The sequence below is a fragment of the Methylovulum psychrotolerans genome (assembly GCF_002923755.1).
GTDB classification, from domain to species: domain Bacteria; phylum Pseudomonadota; class Gammaproteobacteria; order Methylococcales; family Methylomonadaceae; genus Methylovulum; species Methylovulum psychrotolerans.
This window is the reverse complement of sequence record NZ_PGFZ01000018.1, coordinates 7,291-25,837: the sequence shown is the minus strand read 5'-3', so window position 1 is coordinate 25,837 and position 18,547 is coordinate 7,291. Positions and strand designations below refer to the sequence as shown.

The following is an 18,547-nucleotide window of genomic DNA, read 5'->3' as shown; positions in this document are numbered from 1 at the left end:
AACTTCAACAAGCTAAGAGAGATTACTATGGCCACTATGAATTTCAGCATCCCAGACGATGTTAAAGAAGCGTTTAACATCGCTTACCAAGGACAAAACAAGAGTGCCGTCATTGCCGAACTGATGCGCGAAGCCGTTGAACGTGCCCAGCGTAAACAACGCAGCCGCGATGCGATTGCAAGTATAGTAGAACGGCGCAAACATGCGCCGGCAATCACCGAAGCAGAATTTCGTGCAGCACGCGAAGAAGGCCGTCCATGATATTGGTGGTCGATGCTAGCGTCGCCATCAAATGGTTCTTTCAGGGGCGGGATAATGAAACTGATTGCGACTTGGCATTGGGCATTTTGGAAAGTGTGGGCGCGGGACGAATCCAACTACTGCAACCGCCGCATTTTATTGCGGAAGTGGCGGCGGTACTGGCCCGCGAAAAGCCCGATGAAGCCCTAGATGACCTGTTTGATTTGTTGTGCGTCGAATGTCACATCACCCAAGGGCCAGAGATTTATACAACAGCAATCGATCTCTCCATCCGTTATCGGCATCATTTGTTCGATACCCTCTACCACGCCGTTGCATTACACACACCCGGCTCAAAATTCATCACTGCCGATGAAGTTTACTACCGCAAAGCACAAGACATTGGTCATATTGTGCGTTTACAGGATTACGCAGGATGAACAAAGCCAAACTCAAAACCTACGCCCCCCAAGCGCGGAAAGACTTTATCGCCGCCGTCACCGCCCGCGCCAACCGGATCGGGCTGGCGGAGAAAAACGGCACACTGGCCATTGCGCCAGCGGAAAAAAATGGTGATTTCGTCATCATTGCCGGACAGTCCTGGCCTGCCAAAATCAGCCGTCAACGGGACGCACTGCTGGCCCGTATCGACAAAGATGGCTTTAGCCAGACGTTGGAGGCCGTGGCCTACACCTGGTTTAACCGTTTTGCCGCCTTGCGTTATATGGAAATCCACGACTACCTCAGCCACGGTTATCGCGCCCTGTCCAGCCGGGACGGCGGCTTGCCGGAACTGCTGAACGCGGCGGCGGAACTGGCGCAAAACGGCGGCTTGCCCGATTTGAACGCCGAGCAAGCCATCGCGCTCAAACTGGCGGGCGACAAAGACGGCGAGTTATACCGCCTGGCCCTGATTGCCCAATGCAACGCCTTAGCCAAGGCCATGCCGTTCCTGTTTGAGCGTATCGACAACGAAAGCGAACTGCTGCTGCCCGACAACTTATTGCTGACCGATTCGGTCATTGCCAAACTGGTCGCCGCCATTCCCGAACAAGACTGGCAAGACATCGAAATCATCGGCTGGCTGTACCAATTTTACATCAGCGAGAAAAAAGACCAAGTCATCGGCAAAGTGGTCAAAAGCGAAGACATACCCGCCGCCACCCAGCTTTTTACCCCGAACTGGATAGTCAAATACCTGGTGCAAAACAGCGTCGGGCGGTTATCGACAATGGCAAATCCAGAATCGACGCTAAAAAACGAATGGGAATACTACATCGGACCCGCCGAGCAAACGCCTGAAGTGCAGACGCAACTGGATGCGCTCATCCAATCCCGCAGGGCAGAAGATGGCGGTAGCCTTAATCCTGAAACCATCACCGTACTCGACCCCGCCTGTGGTTCAGGTCATATCTTGGTGGAAGCTTACGCTGTATTAAAAGCCATCTATCTGGAACGCGGCTACCCGCTCCGCAGCATACCCCGCCTGATACTGGAAAAAAACCTCTATGGCTTGGACATTGACGACCGCGCCGCGCAACTGGCAGGCTTTGCCTTGCTGATAAAAGCCCGCGCCGATGACAGGCGCTTGCTGGATAACCCGCCCCAACTCAATGTGCTGGCGATTCAAGCCAGCAACAACCTGAACCTGCCGCTGTTATGGCAACGGCTGGACGTAAACCGCCAAAGCCAACGCGGTACGACCAGCTCCTTATTTGCAGACCCGCAAACCGACCTGACCCAGGCCATTGATGACAGCCAATACCAGCTCATCAAAAACACCTTGGCCTTGTTTGAACACGCGGAAACTTTCGGTGCCTTGATCCAAATCCCCGCCGGATACGCCAAACCTTTACAAGACCTATTGGCGCAATGCCAAACTTTGGCAAGCCAAGGCGACAGCTTCCAAAAAACCGCCGCGACCACCTTACTGCCGTTTATCCGGCAAGCGGTTATCTTGGCGATGCAGTTTGATGTGGTGGTGGCTAACCCGCCGTATATGGGCGGCAAGGGCATGAATCCGGCTTTGAAGGCGTTTGCTAAACGTACATTTCCTGATAGTAAATCGGATTTGTTTGCCATGTTTATGGAGCGTGGTTTTCAGTGGTGCAAACCGACTGGTTTTAACAGTATGGTGACGATGCAGAGCTGGATGTTTTTGTCGTCTTATGAAGCCATGCGTGAAAAGTTATTAAAAGAGCGAACATTATCCTGCATGGTTCACATGGGAAATGGCGTGATGGGCATTGCATTTGGGACGGCTGCGACTGTCATGCTCAATCGGCACATTGACGACTATGCTGGTAGCTTTTCATTTTGCGATTATGCTGATCTAGTTGAAGGAGAAAGGCCACGAGTCTTTCCCGTGCCAAATCATCGTTATAAAATTGCCAAGCCCGATAGATTTAAATTTATCCCTGGAGCACCAATTTCCTACTGGGTATCGGATAACGTAAGAACAGTTTGGAGCAAATCGCAGTTAATCGAAGGTATTGCTTTTCCTCGTAAAGGCCTCGATACGGGAGAAAATGATAAATTCCTACGCCGTTGGTTTGAAATCTCTTTTGATAAATTTACACCACTTAGCAATAGCAGTACTGGTCAAACTTTGCATTGGGTGCCATGTCAAAAAGGTGGAGCAAGAAGACGATGGTATGGGAATCACGAATTCGTTGTCCTTTGGGAATATTCAGGCGCAGCGATAAAGAACCATCAAGGCTCAAATATAAGAAACGAGCGCTACTATGGGAATGAGGGGGTAACTTGGTCCACATTGACTTCCGGTGACTTTACGACTCGCTATTGCCCATCTGGATTCATTTTTGAGTCAAAAGGGGCGGTCTGTTTCCCAAAATTAACTAACGATGGAAGTTTAATTCTCGGCTTTACAAATACAAAGTTGGCGAATGAGTTTTTTTCGGCTTTATCACCGACTATGGATTACCACGAGGGTCCGTTCGGAAAACTTCCAATTGTTAGGCCAATCGCTCCCGATGTGGTGATCAGAAATGTCGAGGATGCCAAACTAGTTGCAAAGCAAGATTGGAATTCGTTCGAGATTTCATGGGATTTCACAGAAAACCAGCTGATTTGCCAAAAACAAAACATACCCGCAGCCACTATCCGCCCCGTCATTCCGGTAGGAATGACGGCGTTTAGCGATAAAGCTGCTAATCCAATCTACATATCAACTAGCCTTGAACAATGCTTCAAGCAATGGCAATTGAAAAACCATGAAGCCATCACGCAAATGAAACGCTTGGAAGAAGAAAACAATCGCCTATTCATCGAAGCCTACGGCCTGCAAGATGAGCTGTCGCCGGACGTACCCGAAGAGCAAATAACCCTAACCCGCGCCGACCGTGAAAAAGACAGCCAACGCCTAGTCTCTTATGCCGTCAGCTGCATGATGGGGCGTTATAGCTTGGATGCACCCGGTTTAATCTACGCCCATGCGGGTAATATCGGTTTTGACCCTGACCGTTACCCCAGCTTTCCCGCCGATGCCGATGGCATTGTGCCGATCACCGATGAACTCTGGTTTGAGGACGATGCCGCCAACCGCCTCAACGAATTTTTACTGGCGGTGTGGGGTGCTGACACCCAGGATGAAAACCTCGCGTGGCTGGCGGCAAGCCTAGGCCAAAAACCGACCGAAACCGCCCAAGAGACCCTCCGCCGTTATCTTGCCGGCAGCTTTTATAAAAACCATCTGCAAACTTACAAAAAACGCCCGATTTATTGGCTGTTCTCCAGCGGCAAACACGGCGCATTCCAGGCTTTGGTGTATTTGCACCGTTACCACGAAGGCACATTATCCCGAATGCGCACCGAATATGTCGTGCCGCTGACCGGAAAAATGCAATCGCGCCTTGATATGCTGGAAAAAGATGCCGCAGCTGCTGTCGGCAACGCCACCCGCAGCAAACTGAACAAGGACATCGAAAGGCTCAGAAAAAAACACCTTGAGCTATTGGCCTACGATGAAAAACTCCGCCACTACGCCGACCTGCGCATCGCGCTTGATTTGGATGACGGCGTAAAAGTCAATTACGGCAAGTTTGGCGATTTATTGGCCGAGGTGAAGGCGGTGACAGGCGGTAAGGATGAGTGAGCCTCATTTGGTCATCGTTGGCGGCCCTAACGGCAGTTTGGCATCATTAGTGAATAGCTGGCAACTGTTTGCCAATACTGGCGAAGGATTTGATCTCCTTGCCACGGGTAAAGGCCATCAGGTCACAGAAACGGCGCCTGATCTTTTTATGCGTTTTATCGCCTCTTTGGAGTCTTTATGAAACAACAAACCTTTGAACCCGTTACCGATGCGGCCGTTTTACGCGAAGCTATGGATATGATGGCTATAGGCAATGTTGCAGTTCACCGCGCCCAAGCCACCAACCGTGCTTTGGGGATACCCAATTATTATTCAATCGGTGGTCATGTGGTTTCGGACAGGGACATTGATAGTCAAAGTTATCGCACTGTCAAGGAGTGATATGAGCGGGCAATACAACCAAGCGCGATTTTGGCGTTGCGCCTTACAAGTCAACCCGTTCAGTTACCACGGAGACTACCGTGGCGGCGAACACGGCTTGACTGAGGCAACCTATAACCAACAGTTGTTGGACAAGTGTCTGGAACATGGCATTAAAGTCATAGGAATTGCCGATCATGGCAGTGTGGATAGTGTCGATGCCTTGCGCTCGTTTTTGGAACCCTATGGCATTGTAGTTTTTCCCGGTTTTGAAATTGCTTCGACCGAGAAAATCCACATGGTGTGCCTGTTCCCGGAAGGGACAAGTAAGGATCAATTGAACCGTTACTTGGGCAAACTTGATTTAACCGACACCGAAGAAAAAGTGTCGCCATCAAACCTCGGATGCCTGAAGCTGGCCAGAATAATAAGTGACCTTGGCGGCTTCTGGTATGCGGCACATATCACCGGCAAAAACGGCCTGCTTCGCCTAAACCAAGACGGCGGCGGTTTGGTGCATGTCTGGAAAAATCATGCTCTAGTCCGTGCAGGACAAATACCAGGGCCAATTTCTGAGTTGCCATTCCAATTCAAGCGGATCGTTGAAAATGTGGACCCAAACTGGCAACGCGAACGTCCGCTCGCAGTCATCAACGCCAAAGATGTGGCAAAACCCGCCGATCTGGATGAGGCCGGCGTCACCTGTTGGATTAAAATGACCCGACCCTGTTTTGAGGCTTTTAAGGTGGCGTTCCTTGATCCAGAATCGCGTATCCGGTTGAATTCTCAAAGTGAAGAACAGCCTACGGGTGAGATTGTATCAATGAGCGTGTCTGGCGGTTATCTGGATGGGCTGAATATTACCTTCTCTCCCCATTTGAACACGGTTATCGGAGGGCGCGGTACGGGCAAATCGACTTTGTTGGAGTGTTTACGTTACGCGCTCGACATCCAACCTAAAAGCAAGCAGGCGCAAAAACTCCATTCGGAGCTTATTAAGGAAAATTTGGGTAAGGAGTCTGGTCGGATAGAGGTTGAGCTTATCTCATCTGCCCAGCACGGCCATCGCTACCGGGTGTCCCGCCGTTATGGTGAATTGCCTATCGTCCGGGATGTAAACGGCAATGTTTCTACCTTGCAACCTAGGGACTTGTTGCCTGGAATCGACATCTACGGGCAAAACGAAATCTACGAATTAGCCCAGGACGAACAAAGCAGGCTCCGGCTTTTAGACCGGTTTTTGCCAAACGATGGCGGCTTTGCCCAACACAATGCCAGTTTACAAAAGCGCCTACATGAGAATCAGCAAAAGCTGCTGAAATCATTGGGCGATCTGGACGACTTGCAAGCCGAAGTCGCACGCTTACCAAAATTGGAAGAGCAGCTGCAAGGTTTTGTTGCTTTGGGTATCCAGGAGAAATTGTCGAAAACGCCATTATTCGCACGGGAACGTCAAATCGCAATGCGTGCAAATGAAGAGCTCCAGCATTTGCAGTTAGGTCTGGCCGCCTTACGCGACAATCTCCCCGATCTGACCTTTATCAGTGATAAGGCTCTGGAAGGGTTGCCAAATGCCCCATTACTTATTCCCATCCGCGAGAATTTGCAGCACCTTCAGCAACACTTTGGGCATTATGCCAACGCGTTACAAACGCTGCTGACGGAAGGCGAAAGTCGGCAAGCAAGCGATCTGACGGTATGGCGGCAAGCCCTGCAACAGGGTGAAGCGGAGTTGGAAACGGCATTACGCAGTCTGCCCATCTTATCCGGCAAAAGCGGTCAGGAAGTAGGGACGGCCTATCAGCAGTTATTGCGTGAAATCGAGAGAATTAAACCGCTGACGGCACGCGTTGCCACTTTTAATAAATTAAAGGATTCCCTGGAACAGGAACGGCGCAACTTGCTTGCAGAAGTATCCGACCTGCGCGAACAGCATACCCAATCGTTACTCAGCGCCGCCAAAAAATTGAATAACCGACTTAAAGGCAAACTGAAAGTCGAGGTTGCCGTTGAGGCCGACAGAACACCGTTAAAAGCTTTCTTGCTTGGCTGTCGGTTGGATGGGATTGGCGAGAAACGCCTGGCTTGGATTGATGGGCCGGACACCCTAAAGCCATTGGCGTTAGCGTCCTTGATAAGGCAAGGGCCCGTAAACCTTCAGTTTGAACTGGGCATTTCACCCCTCGTTGCAGATGCGCTGACTAAACTTCCTGCTGCGCAATTGATGGAATTGGAGGTGTTGGAACTCGACCACCGTGTCGGGATTTCTCTAAACATCGCCCATGGTGAAGCAGAAGCCCTATTCAAACCGTTGGACAAACTCTCAACAGGCCAGCAATGCACCGCCATCTTGCACATGCTGTTGTTGGAGAATGTTGACCCGTTGATTATGGATCAGCCGGAAGACAATCTGGATAATGCGTTCATTGCCGAACGTATCGTCCATGAGTTGCGGGCCGCCAAGACGACCCGCCAATTTTTGTTTGCCACCCACAATGCCAATATCCCGGTTTTCGGTGATGCCGAGTGGATTGGTGTGTTTACCGCCGTGGACAATCGCGGTTCATTGGATGCGGATGCGCAAGGCTCGATTGATGTGCCGGTCATCCGTGACCAAGTCGCCGCTATCTTGGAAGGTGGCCGTGCCGCCTTTATCCAGCGTAAAGAAAAGTATGAATTTTAAAGGCCGTTTTTATGTTGAAAAGTGAGTTGCTGGAAATCATTGCCAATGGCGAAAACTCCGGCGTGGAATTTAAAAGGGACGATTTGCGGCCGGAGCAGTTGGCCAAAGAGATAGTCGCCTTGGCTAATTTTCAAGGCGGTAAGCTGCTGTTAGGGGTTGAAGACGACGGCAGCATTAGCGGCATCCAACGCGACGGCCTGGAAACATGGGTTATGGATACGGTTTTTGGCCGCTATGTCCATCCTATGATCCTGCCCTTCTATGAAGAAGTTGAATTTGATGGCGGCAAAAGGGTTGCGGTGATTTCTTTTACCCAAGGTACGGCAAAACCTTATGTGCTACGCAAGGACAATCGGGAGGACATTTACGTCCGTGTCGGCAGCACGTCCCGTTTGGCCACACGGGAGCAACAAGCCCGCTTGTTTGAGAGCGGGGGCATGTTGCACAGCGAAGTTTTGCCGGTTTCAGGCAGCCGTCTGGAAGACCTTGACCAAAGCCGTTTAACGGATTATTTGCTGAATGTCATTGGGGATTTGACGCCCCCGCAATCGGGTGAAGAATGGGAACAACGTTTAAAAGGCTTGGGCTTAATGGTGGGGCGCCCTGATGGCGATCCTGCCGTTTGCACGGTGGCCGGATTGGTGTTGTTTGGCCGTAGTCCAAGACGGAGCCTCCGACATGCCGGGGTCCGTTGGATGTCGTTTGCCGGCACCGAGAAAGCTTATCAGGCTCAGGACGATACGGTATTAGATGGCCCATTGATCGCTTTATGGGAAGTGCGGCCTGGTGAAGGCCGGACACTGGTTGAAGACGGCTTGGTCGAACGCCTGTCTGACCGGATGCGGCCTTTCATTTCTGAGGACAGTTCCGAAGTTAATGAAGAACTCCGGCGTGATCCGCGTTACCGCTATCCGCTTGATGCTATCCGTGAAGCCATTTTAAACGCATTTGTACATCGCGATTGGACGCGCTCAACGGAGGTTGAAGTTGTCAACTATGCCGATCGGCTGGAAGTCATCAGCCCCGGCACACTGCAAAACTCCATGACGGTCGAGAAAATGCTTGCAGGCCAGCGTTCGGCCAGAAACCCCATCATTGTCGAAATTATGCGTGATTATGGCTATGTAGATGCCCGCGGCATGGGGGTTAGGAGAAAAATAATTCCTCTGACGCGTTTGTTTTCTGGAAAAGAGGCGGATTTTGATCTTACTGACGATCATTTACGGGTAGTGATTCCCGCACGTCCGGCGTTGTAAGGGAGCATTCCCGCACCGTCCCAGAATAATTTTTAAACGGAAGCTAACAGTTTGAGCCTACAACGTATCACCGATTCCCTAGCGGCCTTGTTTGCTGTGCAGCCCATCGTGTTTTGGCACGATGCTGAAGGCGAGTTTGCCGCAACGGTGGACAATCTCGTACCCGATAATGCCGCGCTTGTCCGGTTGCAGGACACGCCTGCGTTACAAGTCAAATTGGCTATTGAACGCCAGCCTGGGCAATGTTGGCTGCTGTACAGCACCCAGCCCGAACCTGACCCTTATGCCGATTGGTTATTGGATATCCGTCTGCGCAGCAAGTCTTTTAAAGCCGATTCGGCTTCTATTTTGTTGGCGGAGTTAGGGCTGGTGTCGCAAACCCTACGCGGGCATTTAAAGGCGCGGGCGAAGTTTTTGCGCTCATCGGCGCGGGTCGGGCGCTTAAAGCGGTTGGTGCTTGCCAGCGACACCGCCGATGACCTTGACCGGAAAATGTTGGCGGTGTTAGTGCGTGCCGACCAGCCGGAACTGTTCGCCATCCTGCTGCGTTTGTTCGTGGCTTTTGTGCAGGAAGGCGAGGTTGACCTGAATGCCCAACCGAAAATCTGGCAGGACATTATCGCCAATGATTTGGAAGAAGCTTTTTGGCAAGCGGTGAAAACACAGTTGGGTTATGCGGAAGCCAAGCCCGGTTTGCGGGATTTGTTGTTCCGCATTTTGGTGACCGATTTTTCCCGCTCAGTCCTCGCCAAGCCGGTCGGGGCGTTGCAACATTTTGTGTTGCCGGAACGCCGTCTTGCCGCCAATGCGTCCGTCTTCGCGTCACGCTGGCGTGCGGATATGGCGCATTATTCAAGCTATAACCTGATGTCCGCCGCTGTCGGCCAGGATTTGGCGTTGGCGCACCTGTTGTCCGGGTTGTCCGCCGATGATTTGGCTGAGGTGATGACGTTTGAAGATGTGGAACGCCGGATCATCAGTGATTTGAAAGACCGGGTTTTGGGCGGGGCGGGGGCGGCTCTGGAGGCGGTGCTGGCCTTGATTGCCCGGCGCAGGGATGGGCATTGGGCGAATCCTATTTTGGCGAACACCCATGATGTCAACCGGGCGTTAGCCGCCAGTTATGATGCCTTAGAAGCCGCCATCCACTTTTTGGCATTGAAAGACCAGTATCAGGACGGCTTTAGTTTTGCTTCGGGTAAGGCGGGGTTTTTGGCTTATCAAACCGGATTGTTTAGGTTTGACCAAGGCTATCGGCATTTTAACCGGGCCTACGAATTGGTCGAGCCGATGGGTTGGTCAGTCCTGCATGAAGTGAAACAGCGCATTGAAGCGGCTTATTCGGGTTGGTTTATGCCCCAGCTCAGTTCGGCTTGGGGCAATATTCTTGAGGGCGGGTCAGGTTTGTTGTCATCTTGGCAGTTACCCGGTGTGATTAACCAACAGCACTTTTTTGCCAAAGTGGTGGCGCCGCTATCCGATGACGGCGCCAAGCGGGTGTTTGTCGTCATCTCTGATGCGTTCCGCTTTGAGGTGGCCGAGGAGTTGGCGCAGGCCATCAACAGTAAGAGCCGGATTAAGGCCTCGCTATCCGCTATGCTGGGCGTATTGCCCAGTTATACCGGGTTGGGCATGGCGGCTTTATTGCCCCATCAGCGCTTGGCCTATAAGATTAACAGTAATCTGGAGCTGAGCGCGGACGGTAAGCCGGTGTCTTCAATGGAGCAACGCGGCGCTTATTTAGGTTTGCATGGCGGGGCGGCCATTAAGGCCGAAGATTTGGTGGCTATGGGCAAAGAGAAAGGCCGCGAATTTGTCCGTGACCGTCGGCTTATCTATATTTACCACGACCGGATTGATTTGATTGGCGACAAACAAGCCTCTGAAACCAAGACCTTTGAAGCCGCTGCCGATACCGTCATTGAATTGGCGCAATTGGTGGGCTTTATCGTCAATAGCCTGAACGGCTATAACGTGTTGGTGACCGCCGATCATGGGTTTATTTATCAGGAAGCGGCTTTGGCGGAAGCCGACAAATCGGTGTTGGCTGATAAGCCGGAAGGGACATTGCTGGCGAAAAAGCGTTATGTGTTGGGTCAAGGTCTGGGCACTAATGCCAAGGCTTGGTCTGGCAATACGGCGTTGACGGCGGGCACCGGGGCGGATGGCAGCTTGGATTTTTGGCTACCCAAAGGCATTAACCGCTTTCATTTTACGGGCGGCGCACGGTTTGTGCATGGCGGCGCCATGCCCCAGGAGATTGTGGTGCCGGTGATCACCGTCCGGGCGAGCGAATCGGAATTGGCCAAGACTAAGGCGGCCAGTATCAGTTTGCTTGGCGCATCCAATAAGGTCGTCACCAATACCCAACGTTTTGAGTTTATCCAGAACGAGGCGGTGTCCGAACGGGTTTTGCCCCGCACGGTGGTGGTCTGTTTACGCGATGGCGACCAGCCCATCAGTAATGAACAGACGGTCACTTTTGACAGCCCTTCCCAATTGCTGGATGAGCGCAAACGCTCGGTCGTGCTGACCGTGTTATCGGGTGCTTATGACCGTAATAAAGATTATTTTCTGGTTGCGCGTGACGCAACGACCAAAGTCGAAATGCTGCGGGTTCCGTTGCAAGTTGATCTGGCCTTTAGTAACGATTTTTAGGAGGAATGATGGACGGGAAACCACCCCCTAACGGGACGGACACGAGTCTGGACGCTTTATTAAACCACACGTTTGCCGGTAAGGTCGTCCGTAAGGATTTGACCAAGCTGGTCAAGGAAGGCGCGAATGTGCCGGTGTATGTGTTGGAATATTTGCTGGGCATGTATTGCGCCAGTGATGACGAGCAGACTATCCAGGCCGGTTTGGCCAGTGTCAAGCGCATCTTGGCGGATAATTATGTGCGCCCTGATGAAGCCGAAAAGATCAAGTCCAAAATCAGGGAAAGCGGCAGTTATAAGGTGATTGATAAGGTCGCCGTCAAGCTGAACGAACGCCGTGATGTCTACGAAGCCATGCTGTTCAATCTGGGGGTTAAGGGCGTTGAAATTTCTGACCGCTTGGTTAAGGCCTATGAAAAGCTGTTGGCCGGGGGCATCTGGTGCATCATCACGCTGCATTATGTGTTTGAGGAAGGGCAGGCCGGGTCGCCTTTTCAAATCACCGAATTAAAGCCCATCCAGATGCCCAATATGGATATGGAGGCCTTATTTGAAGGGCGTAAGGCTTTTGATGCCGGGCAATGGTTGGATGTCTTGCTGCGCTCGACCGGCATGGAGCCTGCACATTTTACTGGCCGTGCCAAATGGCATTTGCTGGCACGCATGATCCCTTTTGTGGAGAACAATTATAACGTCTGCGAATTGGGGCCGCGCGGCACGGGGAAAAGCCATATCTATAAGGAGGTCAGCCCCAACAGCATTCTGATTTCCGGCGGACAGACCACCGTCGCGAACCTTTTTTATAATCTGGGGCGGCAAAGCATCGGCTTGGTGGGGTTATGGGATGTCGTGGCGTTTGATGAGGTGGCGGGCATAGCCTTTAAGGACAAGGACGGCATCCAGATCATGAAAGACTTTATGGCCTCCGGCTCGTTTGCCAGGGGGCGGGATTCCATTGTGGCGTCGGCCAGTATGGTGTTTATCGGCAACATCAACCAATCCGTTGATACGTTGGTCAAAACTAGCCACTTATTGACGCCGTTCCCGGATGTGATGATTGACACCGCGTTTTTTGACCGCTTCCATGCCTACATCCCTGGCTGGGAAATCCCCAAAATGCGCCCGGAGTTTTTCACCAACCAATATGGCTTTATTGTCGATTACTTGGCCGAGTTTATGCGCGAAATGCGTAAGCGCAGCTTTGCCGATGCCATTGATAAACATTTCAAGCTGGGCAATAACCTCAACCAACGCGACACCATTGCCGTCCGGCGCACGGTATCGGGTTTGTTAAAGCTGCTTTACCCGCATGGCGATTATGACAAGGCCGCCGTTGCGCAATGCCTTGAGTACGCGTTGGAAACCCGCCGCCGTGTTAAAGAGCAATTAAAAAAGCTCGGCGGCATGGAGTTTTTTGACGTGCATTTCAGCTATATCGACCAAGAAACGCTGGAAGAAAAATTTGTGGCCGTCCCGGAGCAAGGCGGCGATAAGCTGATACCGGAAGGCACATTAAAAGCGGGCGTGCTGCATACCATTTCCCAAGGGGCCAAAGGCCATTTGGGGTTGTTCAGGATTGAAACACAAATGGCCATGGGTAATGGCAAGCTGAACCTGTCCGGTTTTGGCAGCAACACCCAAGCCAAAGAAGCCGTCAAAGTCGGATTTGATTATTATAAAGGCAATATTTCTAGGGTCAGCGGTTCCGCCAAAGCGGCAGACCGCGACTATCATTTGCATTTGGTTGAATTGCATAACAGCGGGCCATCGCTTACCTTAACAATGGCGGGGTTTATCGCCTTTTGCTCAGGCATCCTGAATAAGCCCGTGCAAAGCCAGATGCTTATTTTAGGTACCATGACCTTGGGCGGAAACATTATCCCCGTTGAAAATCTGGCGGAAACGTTACAGATGGCCTTTGATTCGGGGGGCAAGCGGATATTGTTGCCGATGGCCAGTGTCAGCGATATTCCGACCGTCAGGGGCGAGCTGTTCGCAAAATTCCAAATCAGCTTTTATGCCGATCCGGTTGACGCGGTGTTTAAGGCGTTGGGGGCCGAATAAATGGCCAAGAGCCGCATCGCTTTAGAATATGACCTGTTGCCAGACGGGATTTTACCCCTTATTATCTTCCTGGTCGCAGGTATTGTTTTTTTCCAACTCTGGATGGAACGCTTTCAATACAGCTAACATTTCTGTTTCATGGGCTTTCAGATCATCATCGTTCCATCGTAAGGAATTACCTGAACCGTTTTTGAAGATATGCGCGAGCTTTAATGATTCAACCATGCCTTTGTCCAACTTCAGGGTAAATTCAGCGGCTTTAACCGACGGGTCTTTATCGCTGTAACTGGAATTGGCGCCCACAGAAATTAACACCAGATTGCCGAACCTATCCAGCAACAAGTCAGTAATATCTCCATTATTCCGGCTTTGTGGGCTGACATGTTCAATTGATGTGACATGACGCATCCGAAAGCTAGGTTTTTTTTCAATTAGCGGCTGCGGTTTGGCACAGGCACATATTGTCTGATTTTTGTTAAACCATAACTCCCACAAACAATATTCCAATTTGAAAAACCAATAATGGGGGACTTTTGTGCTTAAGCCCTTACCTTCAGCCCCCACTATTTTTTCTAAGGTATTGCCAGACAGCCGCTTTTCGGCATATTGTTTATCTTGTTGCTGCAATTGCGCCAACAACCAACCACCATCAGCCGCTGTTGCCCAACGTCCTTTCGTTTCGGTTTCCTCGCGTAAGCCCTTTAGCAGGTCTGTCAACCAAGGGGCGCGGGTGGTATCTTGGCTAAAATACATCATGGTTTGCAGCATGGTAATTGAATCCCACGTTTGCCCCGTACGTTTATCACGGGTATCGGCTTTTTTACCCGCCAAATGCGACCAAATTTCCCATCGGGCAAATTCACTCCCTTCATCGACATGGCCTTTAATGACAAAATTATCGAGCAATAAACGGCATTCCAACAAGCATCCAATAAACTTTTTGCATAAGGGCTTATCTTCAAAAGCCAAATTTTCTTCAAATTGGCTTATCAATTTTTTATCATCCACTGATATGTCTTTTAACGCAGCGGGAGGCTTTTGATGGCAGACAAAAATTCTCAGCACATGCAGCAAGAAAACAGGAAAAGATACGACACTCCTGTACGCTTTAGTTTGTTTCTTTTCTTCATGCTGTGGCTGTGGTTGTGGATCCGACTCGGGCTTACTCAGAATATCTTCTAAGGTAAAGTCATCTTGCGCTTTATTAGCTCTAGAGATTTCAATCGATTTATTAATACAATATTCATCCAAGACAATCCTGCCATAATCAAACTTCTCTTGACATTCCGTTGGCATATAGCCGTTAATATCCGCACACAAATCCCATGCTTTGGCGTAACGTTGCCGTGACGGCTCATCCATGCCATTCAACAGTTTGGCTTTTAAAATTTCATGTTTTTCAAGCTGGATGCCACGGCTATTCATGGTGTCAAAAAAACGGTTTTTATCGGTTCCAGAATGTAGCCGGGTAATAACAAACGTGGCTTTTGACCAAATATAAGCGCTAAACCCCGGAATTTTATCAGCAATATTTTGCGATTCTGAAATATCGGTTTTTTCATATTGCTCACTGGTCAAAAAACGGCTGATCGTGCTACGCGCAACGGACATCGCCTCATTTTTTAACCATCCGTTACAGTCACTATCACACGATTTACCGTCACAGCTGCAACACCAGTTTTTAATGAAACTGCTTACTGCCGCTTTATCATTTTCCCTGCCTAAAAAATCTAACCTCGCCATAGGCGAAGAATCGTCACCTAAGGCCATAAATTTTTTCCATTGCTGTAGGGAATCGGCATCGGCAGTTAATGCCTTATAAGTTACTAATACCGAGGCGATTAACCATAGCGTTGTCATCCGTTGCTGTCCGTCTATCAACTCTAAGGCTTGATATTTGTTTGTCGGATTAGCATTAGCGGGGCTGACAACCACCGCGCCAATAAAATATTCTGGCTGATCCGATCGGTAGGCCGCCCATAAATCCACCAACAGGCGTTCTACATGCTGATGCTCCCAGGTGTACAAGCGTTGGTAAATGGGTATCAAAAACGGCAAATTTATCCGATAATCGCCTTGGGTCAGCATTTCGGCACTGTATTTTTTAGTGCTTAACGCATTATCATTATTGGTCATTTGAAACCACCTTAGGGTTTATTATGCCGTTCATGGCAACCGATAGTGATGTTTCATAATATTTTGCGTGCCAACTTCCACCAGGATCTGCTGGGTAAAACTGTTCTAAATACCGCCAGATCACGCCTGATTTTCTGGTCAGAATTTTAGATAATTCGGTGCTTTTTGTATTGATAACCTTAGCTTGCTTATCACATTGATCTTTAATGTAGGCCAAGGCTTGTAAAGAAGTAGGGCATTCCAGCAAGGACCCAAATACCTGATGGTCTTTGAAATGCTTTTCAACCAAATCTCTGCGTAATACGTCAGCGGTAATGCGTAAACTAAACACATATTGGTCACTAATGCATACAAACGCGTTAAAGTTTTCATCGTCTCCAAAACAGTCCAAATAAAACACCACCAAGGCTGACCATATTTCTATCAAACGCGAATAGCCCGCGCTTTGGCCTTGTTCCAATAGCCGATGTCGCCGTAAAAGAGGCTGCTGTAAGAGTAAGGGCTGCTTCTGTAGATTTATCGGGCCAATAAAATCCCGCCCGGTCACATCTTCAGGGAAATAACGCTGATACAGTTCGGTATATTTGGCGATATAAAAAAAGAACTGCTCACCGCCCACTAAGGGCTGGTTCAATTGCAAGGGCAACTGGGTGATATCGTCGACCTTATATGCCGGGTAGCCGTTATTGACCGCACTTAACACCATTGAAAACTCAAACGGGACGGTGTTAGCGGTATGCGGAAGACACACCACTTGCCAATAACGGTAAAAACCCACGGCCGTAGGTGGCGAAAGTGGAATCTTTAAGCCATCACCTGAGGTATGCACTGCAAATTCATGGGGCAATTGCAGATCATCCACATTTTTATTACGTTGGCGCATCCGGGTTCTGGCCAAAATTTGTTCTGTTAAGTAATAGGCCAAGCGTTGGCTATTACCGACTTTTTGGTTTTCGTAACGTTCCCAAAGGTAAGAGCAGCCCATACCAACCGCTGGGCCGGACACTACGCCGCGTAAATGCCGGGCTTTGAGTAAATCAAAATCGGTCAGCCGTTTACCTGAACTGTTCTGGCTGTCAAAACAGGCAAAGGCTTGATCAATCGAATCAATGGTGATCACTACAAATTCCATTTTTTCCCATAAGGTATTGAGCATCGCCGTAACATCGGTTTTTGGCTCGGTATTAAGATAAGCGTTTATGTATTGGTAATTAGCTATAAGGGATTGTCGTGACTGGCTATCGGGAAACTTCGCCTTCATCAAGCCAAGAGCTTGAGTTTCGTTTGATGGCGCTAATTTCTGTAAGGCGTTTAATAACAAGGCTAGCGTTAAACAGCGTTGCTGACCATCAACCAAATTGGCCTTGTCCTTTTCCTGATGCAATATCACCGTGCCTAAAAACAACGGCAGCTGGCCGTTGCACTTTAGCAAGGTTTTAATATCCTCCAATAACAGTTCCACTTGCTGTTTGCCCCAACAATAACGGCGTTGATAATCGGGAATCGCCAAAGGCCGCTGCATCAATGCCCACAGGGTATTTTTTTCTACTTTAATTGAATCGTTTTTTTCATTCGGTTGGGTCATGCGCTTGCTGCTTTTCTGGATTTATTATTGGGGGAATTATACGCGATGTTCGACTTTTTAGATTTGCACCAACCCATCAAATTGGAGGGGTCGGTGGCGGCCTAGGCAACAATTCAGAAGGCTATGTCACCGTTAATTATGGAATCATACCGCTAAAGCCATGTCGAATTAGGCAGCCACCATCCGACTGGGATAAGCCCATGATTGCCGAAGAGTTTAAGGAATTGCTGTCAAGTCTCCGGGGGCTTGGCCATCATCAGCGTAATTTGGCCAAGGCCACCCTTAACCAGCAAACCGACCTGCCCGAAACCCTTGAGGTGATTGAGGCCCGTTTCGAATTAAACCCCGCTTGCCCCCACGGTGCGGGCATCCGGTTATCACGTTACGGCTCCGCCAGCGGCCTGCAACGCTATAGCTGCAAAAGCTGCCGGTGGCGGCACCGGTTCTTGGCGGGCATCAGCCTTGGGTTCTGTCGCAAATAGTTACAAGAGCCGAGCCCGGCCTGATTGGCGGGCAAAACTAGCCTGCCAAATTGATAAATTGCTGGTAAGCGGGAAGTGTCTTTCCGGCGAGTTGCCCCTTGCGGATCATATGGGTTGTTTATATCCCATTAAGGGTCGCTTGGGCGGAACGGAAGGCTTTGAACCCCAACATTGGCTCGATTATCTTTTTGATACCCCCAGGGCACAAGTGAACCGGTGATTCTGTTCCACCCGGTTATTGAGGTATTTGACTTGGCAAATGTCGACCATCAGGCAAAGCAGGCCTGCCAGCACCCGCAAGACGTTGATGTTTTCCAATCCGGCCAGGTTGGCGCCGCTTTTGTCCATGACCACTTTTTCGGGCAGGCCATTGCCGTCAATGGCTTGCCTGAAGAAGGCGGTGGCCGCCGCTTCGTCGCGGCGTTCGGACAGCATAAAGTCAACGGTGTCGCCAAACTTGTCGACCGCGCGATACAGGCAGACCCATTCGCCTTTGATTTTGATATACATTTCGTCCATGCGCCAAGAGCCGGCCACCGTCCGTTTGCGGCTTTTTGCCGTCAAGGCGATCAATGGAGAATAACGGACAACCCAGCGGTTCAGGGTCGCATGGTCCACGGTGACACCGCGCTCCGCCAAAATCTCTTCCAGGGCGCGGTAGGAAACGCCATACCGGACATAGAAGAAAACCGCGTACAGGATAACGTCTTTCGGATAGTGGACGCCTTTAAAGCTGATCTTCATAGTCTGGCAACGAAAATGGGCGGATTATCCCCCAAAATTGGAAAGTTTGCGACAGAACCCGGAATGCCAAGAAGGTGAATTGAAGTAAGTGAGGAGACCTAAGGGGAGTCGCTATTTTTGCGAAAGATTGCTTCGGCATCCTTGCCGGTCAATCAGCAAAAATCACGCGACCGCTTATGCCTTCGGCTGCCCCAGCCGTCCTGGTCACTCGCTCGCCACCCAACAA

At 50.2% G+C, this 18,547-nt stretch carries 12 protein-coding genes and 1 pseudogene; 10 read left to right on the top strand and 3 right to left on the bottom strand.

Annotated elements, in window-relative coordinates; translation table 11 throughout:
• Positions 1-27: 27 nt before the first annotated feature.
• The 9 genes from AADEFJLK_RS21340 to brxL are packed head-to-tail and all read left to right on the top strand — an operon-like array spanning position 28 to position 13,374.
• Positions 28-261, top strand: coding sequence for a hypothetical protein (locus AADEFJLK_RS21340; protein ID WP_088619246.1), 234 nt, complete (start codon positions 28-30; stop codon positions 259-261).
• Positions 258-680, top strand: coding sequence for a type II toxin-antitoxin system VapC family toxin (locus AADEFJLK_RS21335; protein ID WP_088619245.1), 423 nt, complete (start codon positions 258-260; stop codon positions 678-680). The genes AADEFJLK_RS21340 and AADEFJLK_RS21335 overlap by 4 nt, the downstream gene beginning before the upstream one ends.
• The gene (pglX, locus tag AADEFJLK_RS21330; protein ID WP_103975697.1) at positions 677-4,354 is read left to right on the top strand and encodes a BREX-1 system adenine-specific DNA-methyltransferase PglX; all 3,678 of its coding nucleotides are present in this window, start codon (positions 677-679) and stop codon (positions 4,352-4,354) included. The genes AADEFJLK_RS21335 and pglX overlap by 4 nt, the downstream gene beginning before the upstream one ends.
• On the top strand, positions 4,347-4,535 hold the full coding sequence (locus tag AADEFJLK_RS21325; protein WP_103975696.1) for a hypothetical protein: 189 nt from the start codon (positions 4,347-4,349) through the stop codon (positions 4,533-4,535). Before pglX ends, AADEFJLK_RS21325 begins: the two co-directional genes overlap by 8 nt.
• Positions 4,532-4,735 (top strand): hypothetical protein, encoded by a 204-nt coding sequence (locus AADEFJLK_RS21320; RefSeq protein WP_103975695.1) that lies wholly within the window; start codon positions 4,532-4,534, stop codon positions 4,733-4,735. Before AADEFJLK_RS21325 ends, AADEFJLK_RS21320 begins: the two co-directional genes overlap by 4 nt.
• 1 nt (position 4,736) lies before the next feature.
• Positions 4,737-7,397, top strand: a complete 2,661-nt coding sequence (locus AADEFJLK_RS21315) for a TrlF family AAA-like ATPase (RefSeq protein ID WP_103975694.1) — start codon at positions 4,737-4,739, stop codon at positions 7,395-7,397.
• 11 nt (positions 7,398-7,408) lie between these two features.
• A complete protein-coding gene (locus tag AADEFJLK_RS21310; protein WP_103975693.1) occupies positions 7,409-8,653 on the top strand; it encodes an RNA-binding domain-containing protein in 1,245 nt (414 codons plus the stop codon).
• Positions 8,654-8,704: 51 nt separating this feature from the next.
• A complete protein-coding gene (gene pglZ, locus AADEFJLK_RS21305; RefSeq protein ID WP_103975692.1) occupies positions 8,705-11,311 on the top strand; it encodes a BREX-1 system phosphatase PglZ type A in 2,607 nt (868 codons plus the stop codon).
• An 8-nt stretch (positions 11,312-11,319) separates the two neighbouring features.
• Entirely contained in the window at positions 11,320-13,374 is a 2,055-nt protein-coding gene (gene brxL, locus AADEFJLK_RS21300; RefSeq protein WP_103975691.1) for a protease Lon-related BREX system protein BrxL, read from the top strand.
• Between the two features lie 51 nt (positions 13,375-13,425).
• Here the strand turns inward: brxL and AADEFJLK_RS21295 are convergent, their stop codons facing one another.
• Complete coding sequence (locus AADEFJLK_RS21295) at positions 13,426-15,510, bottom strand: DUF262 domain-containing protein (protein ID WP_103975690.1); 2,085 nt, start codon at positions 15,508-15,510, stop codon at positions 13,426-13,428.
• The gene (locus AADEFJLK_RS21290) at positions 15,500-17,095 is read right to left on the bottom strand and encodes a DUF262 domain-containing protein (RefSeq protein WP_103975689.1); all 1,596 of its coding nucleotides are present in this window, start codon (positions 17,093-17,095) and stop codon (positions 15,500-15,502) included. The genes AADEFJLK_RS21295 and AADEFJLK_RS21290 overlap by 11 nt, the downstream gene beginning before the upstream one ends.
• Positions 17,096-17,295: 200 nt before the next feature.
• On the opposite strand from AADEFJLK_RS21290, the gene AADEFJLK_RS21285 reads away from it, so the two are divergent.
• Positions 17,296-17,577 (top strand): transposase-like zinc-binding domain-containing protein, encoded by a 282-nt coding sequence (locus AADEFJLK_RS21285; RefSeq protein WP_249028109.1) that lies wholly within the window; start codon positions 17,296-17,298, stop codon positions 17,575-17,577.
• A gap of 37 nt (positions 17,578-17,614) precedes the next feature.
• On the opposite strand, the pseudogene AADEFJLK_RS21280 reads toward AADEFJLK_RS21285, so the two are convergent.
• Positions 17,615-18,321, bottom strand: a pseudogene (locus AADEFJLK_RS21280) (IS6 family transposase).
• Positions 18,322-18,547 lie beyond the last annotated feature (226 nt).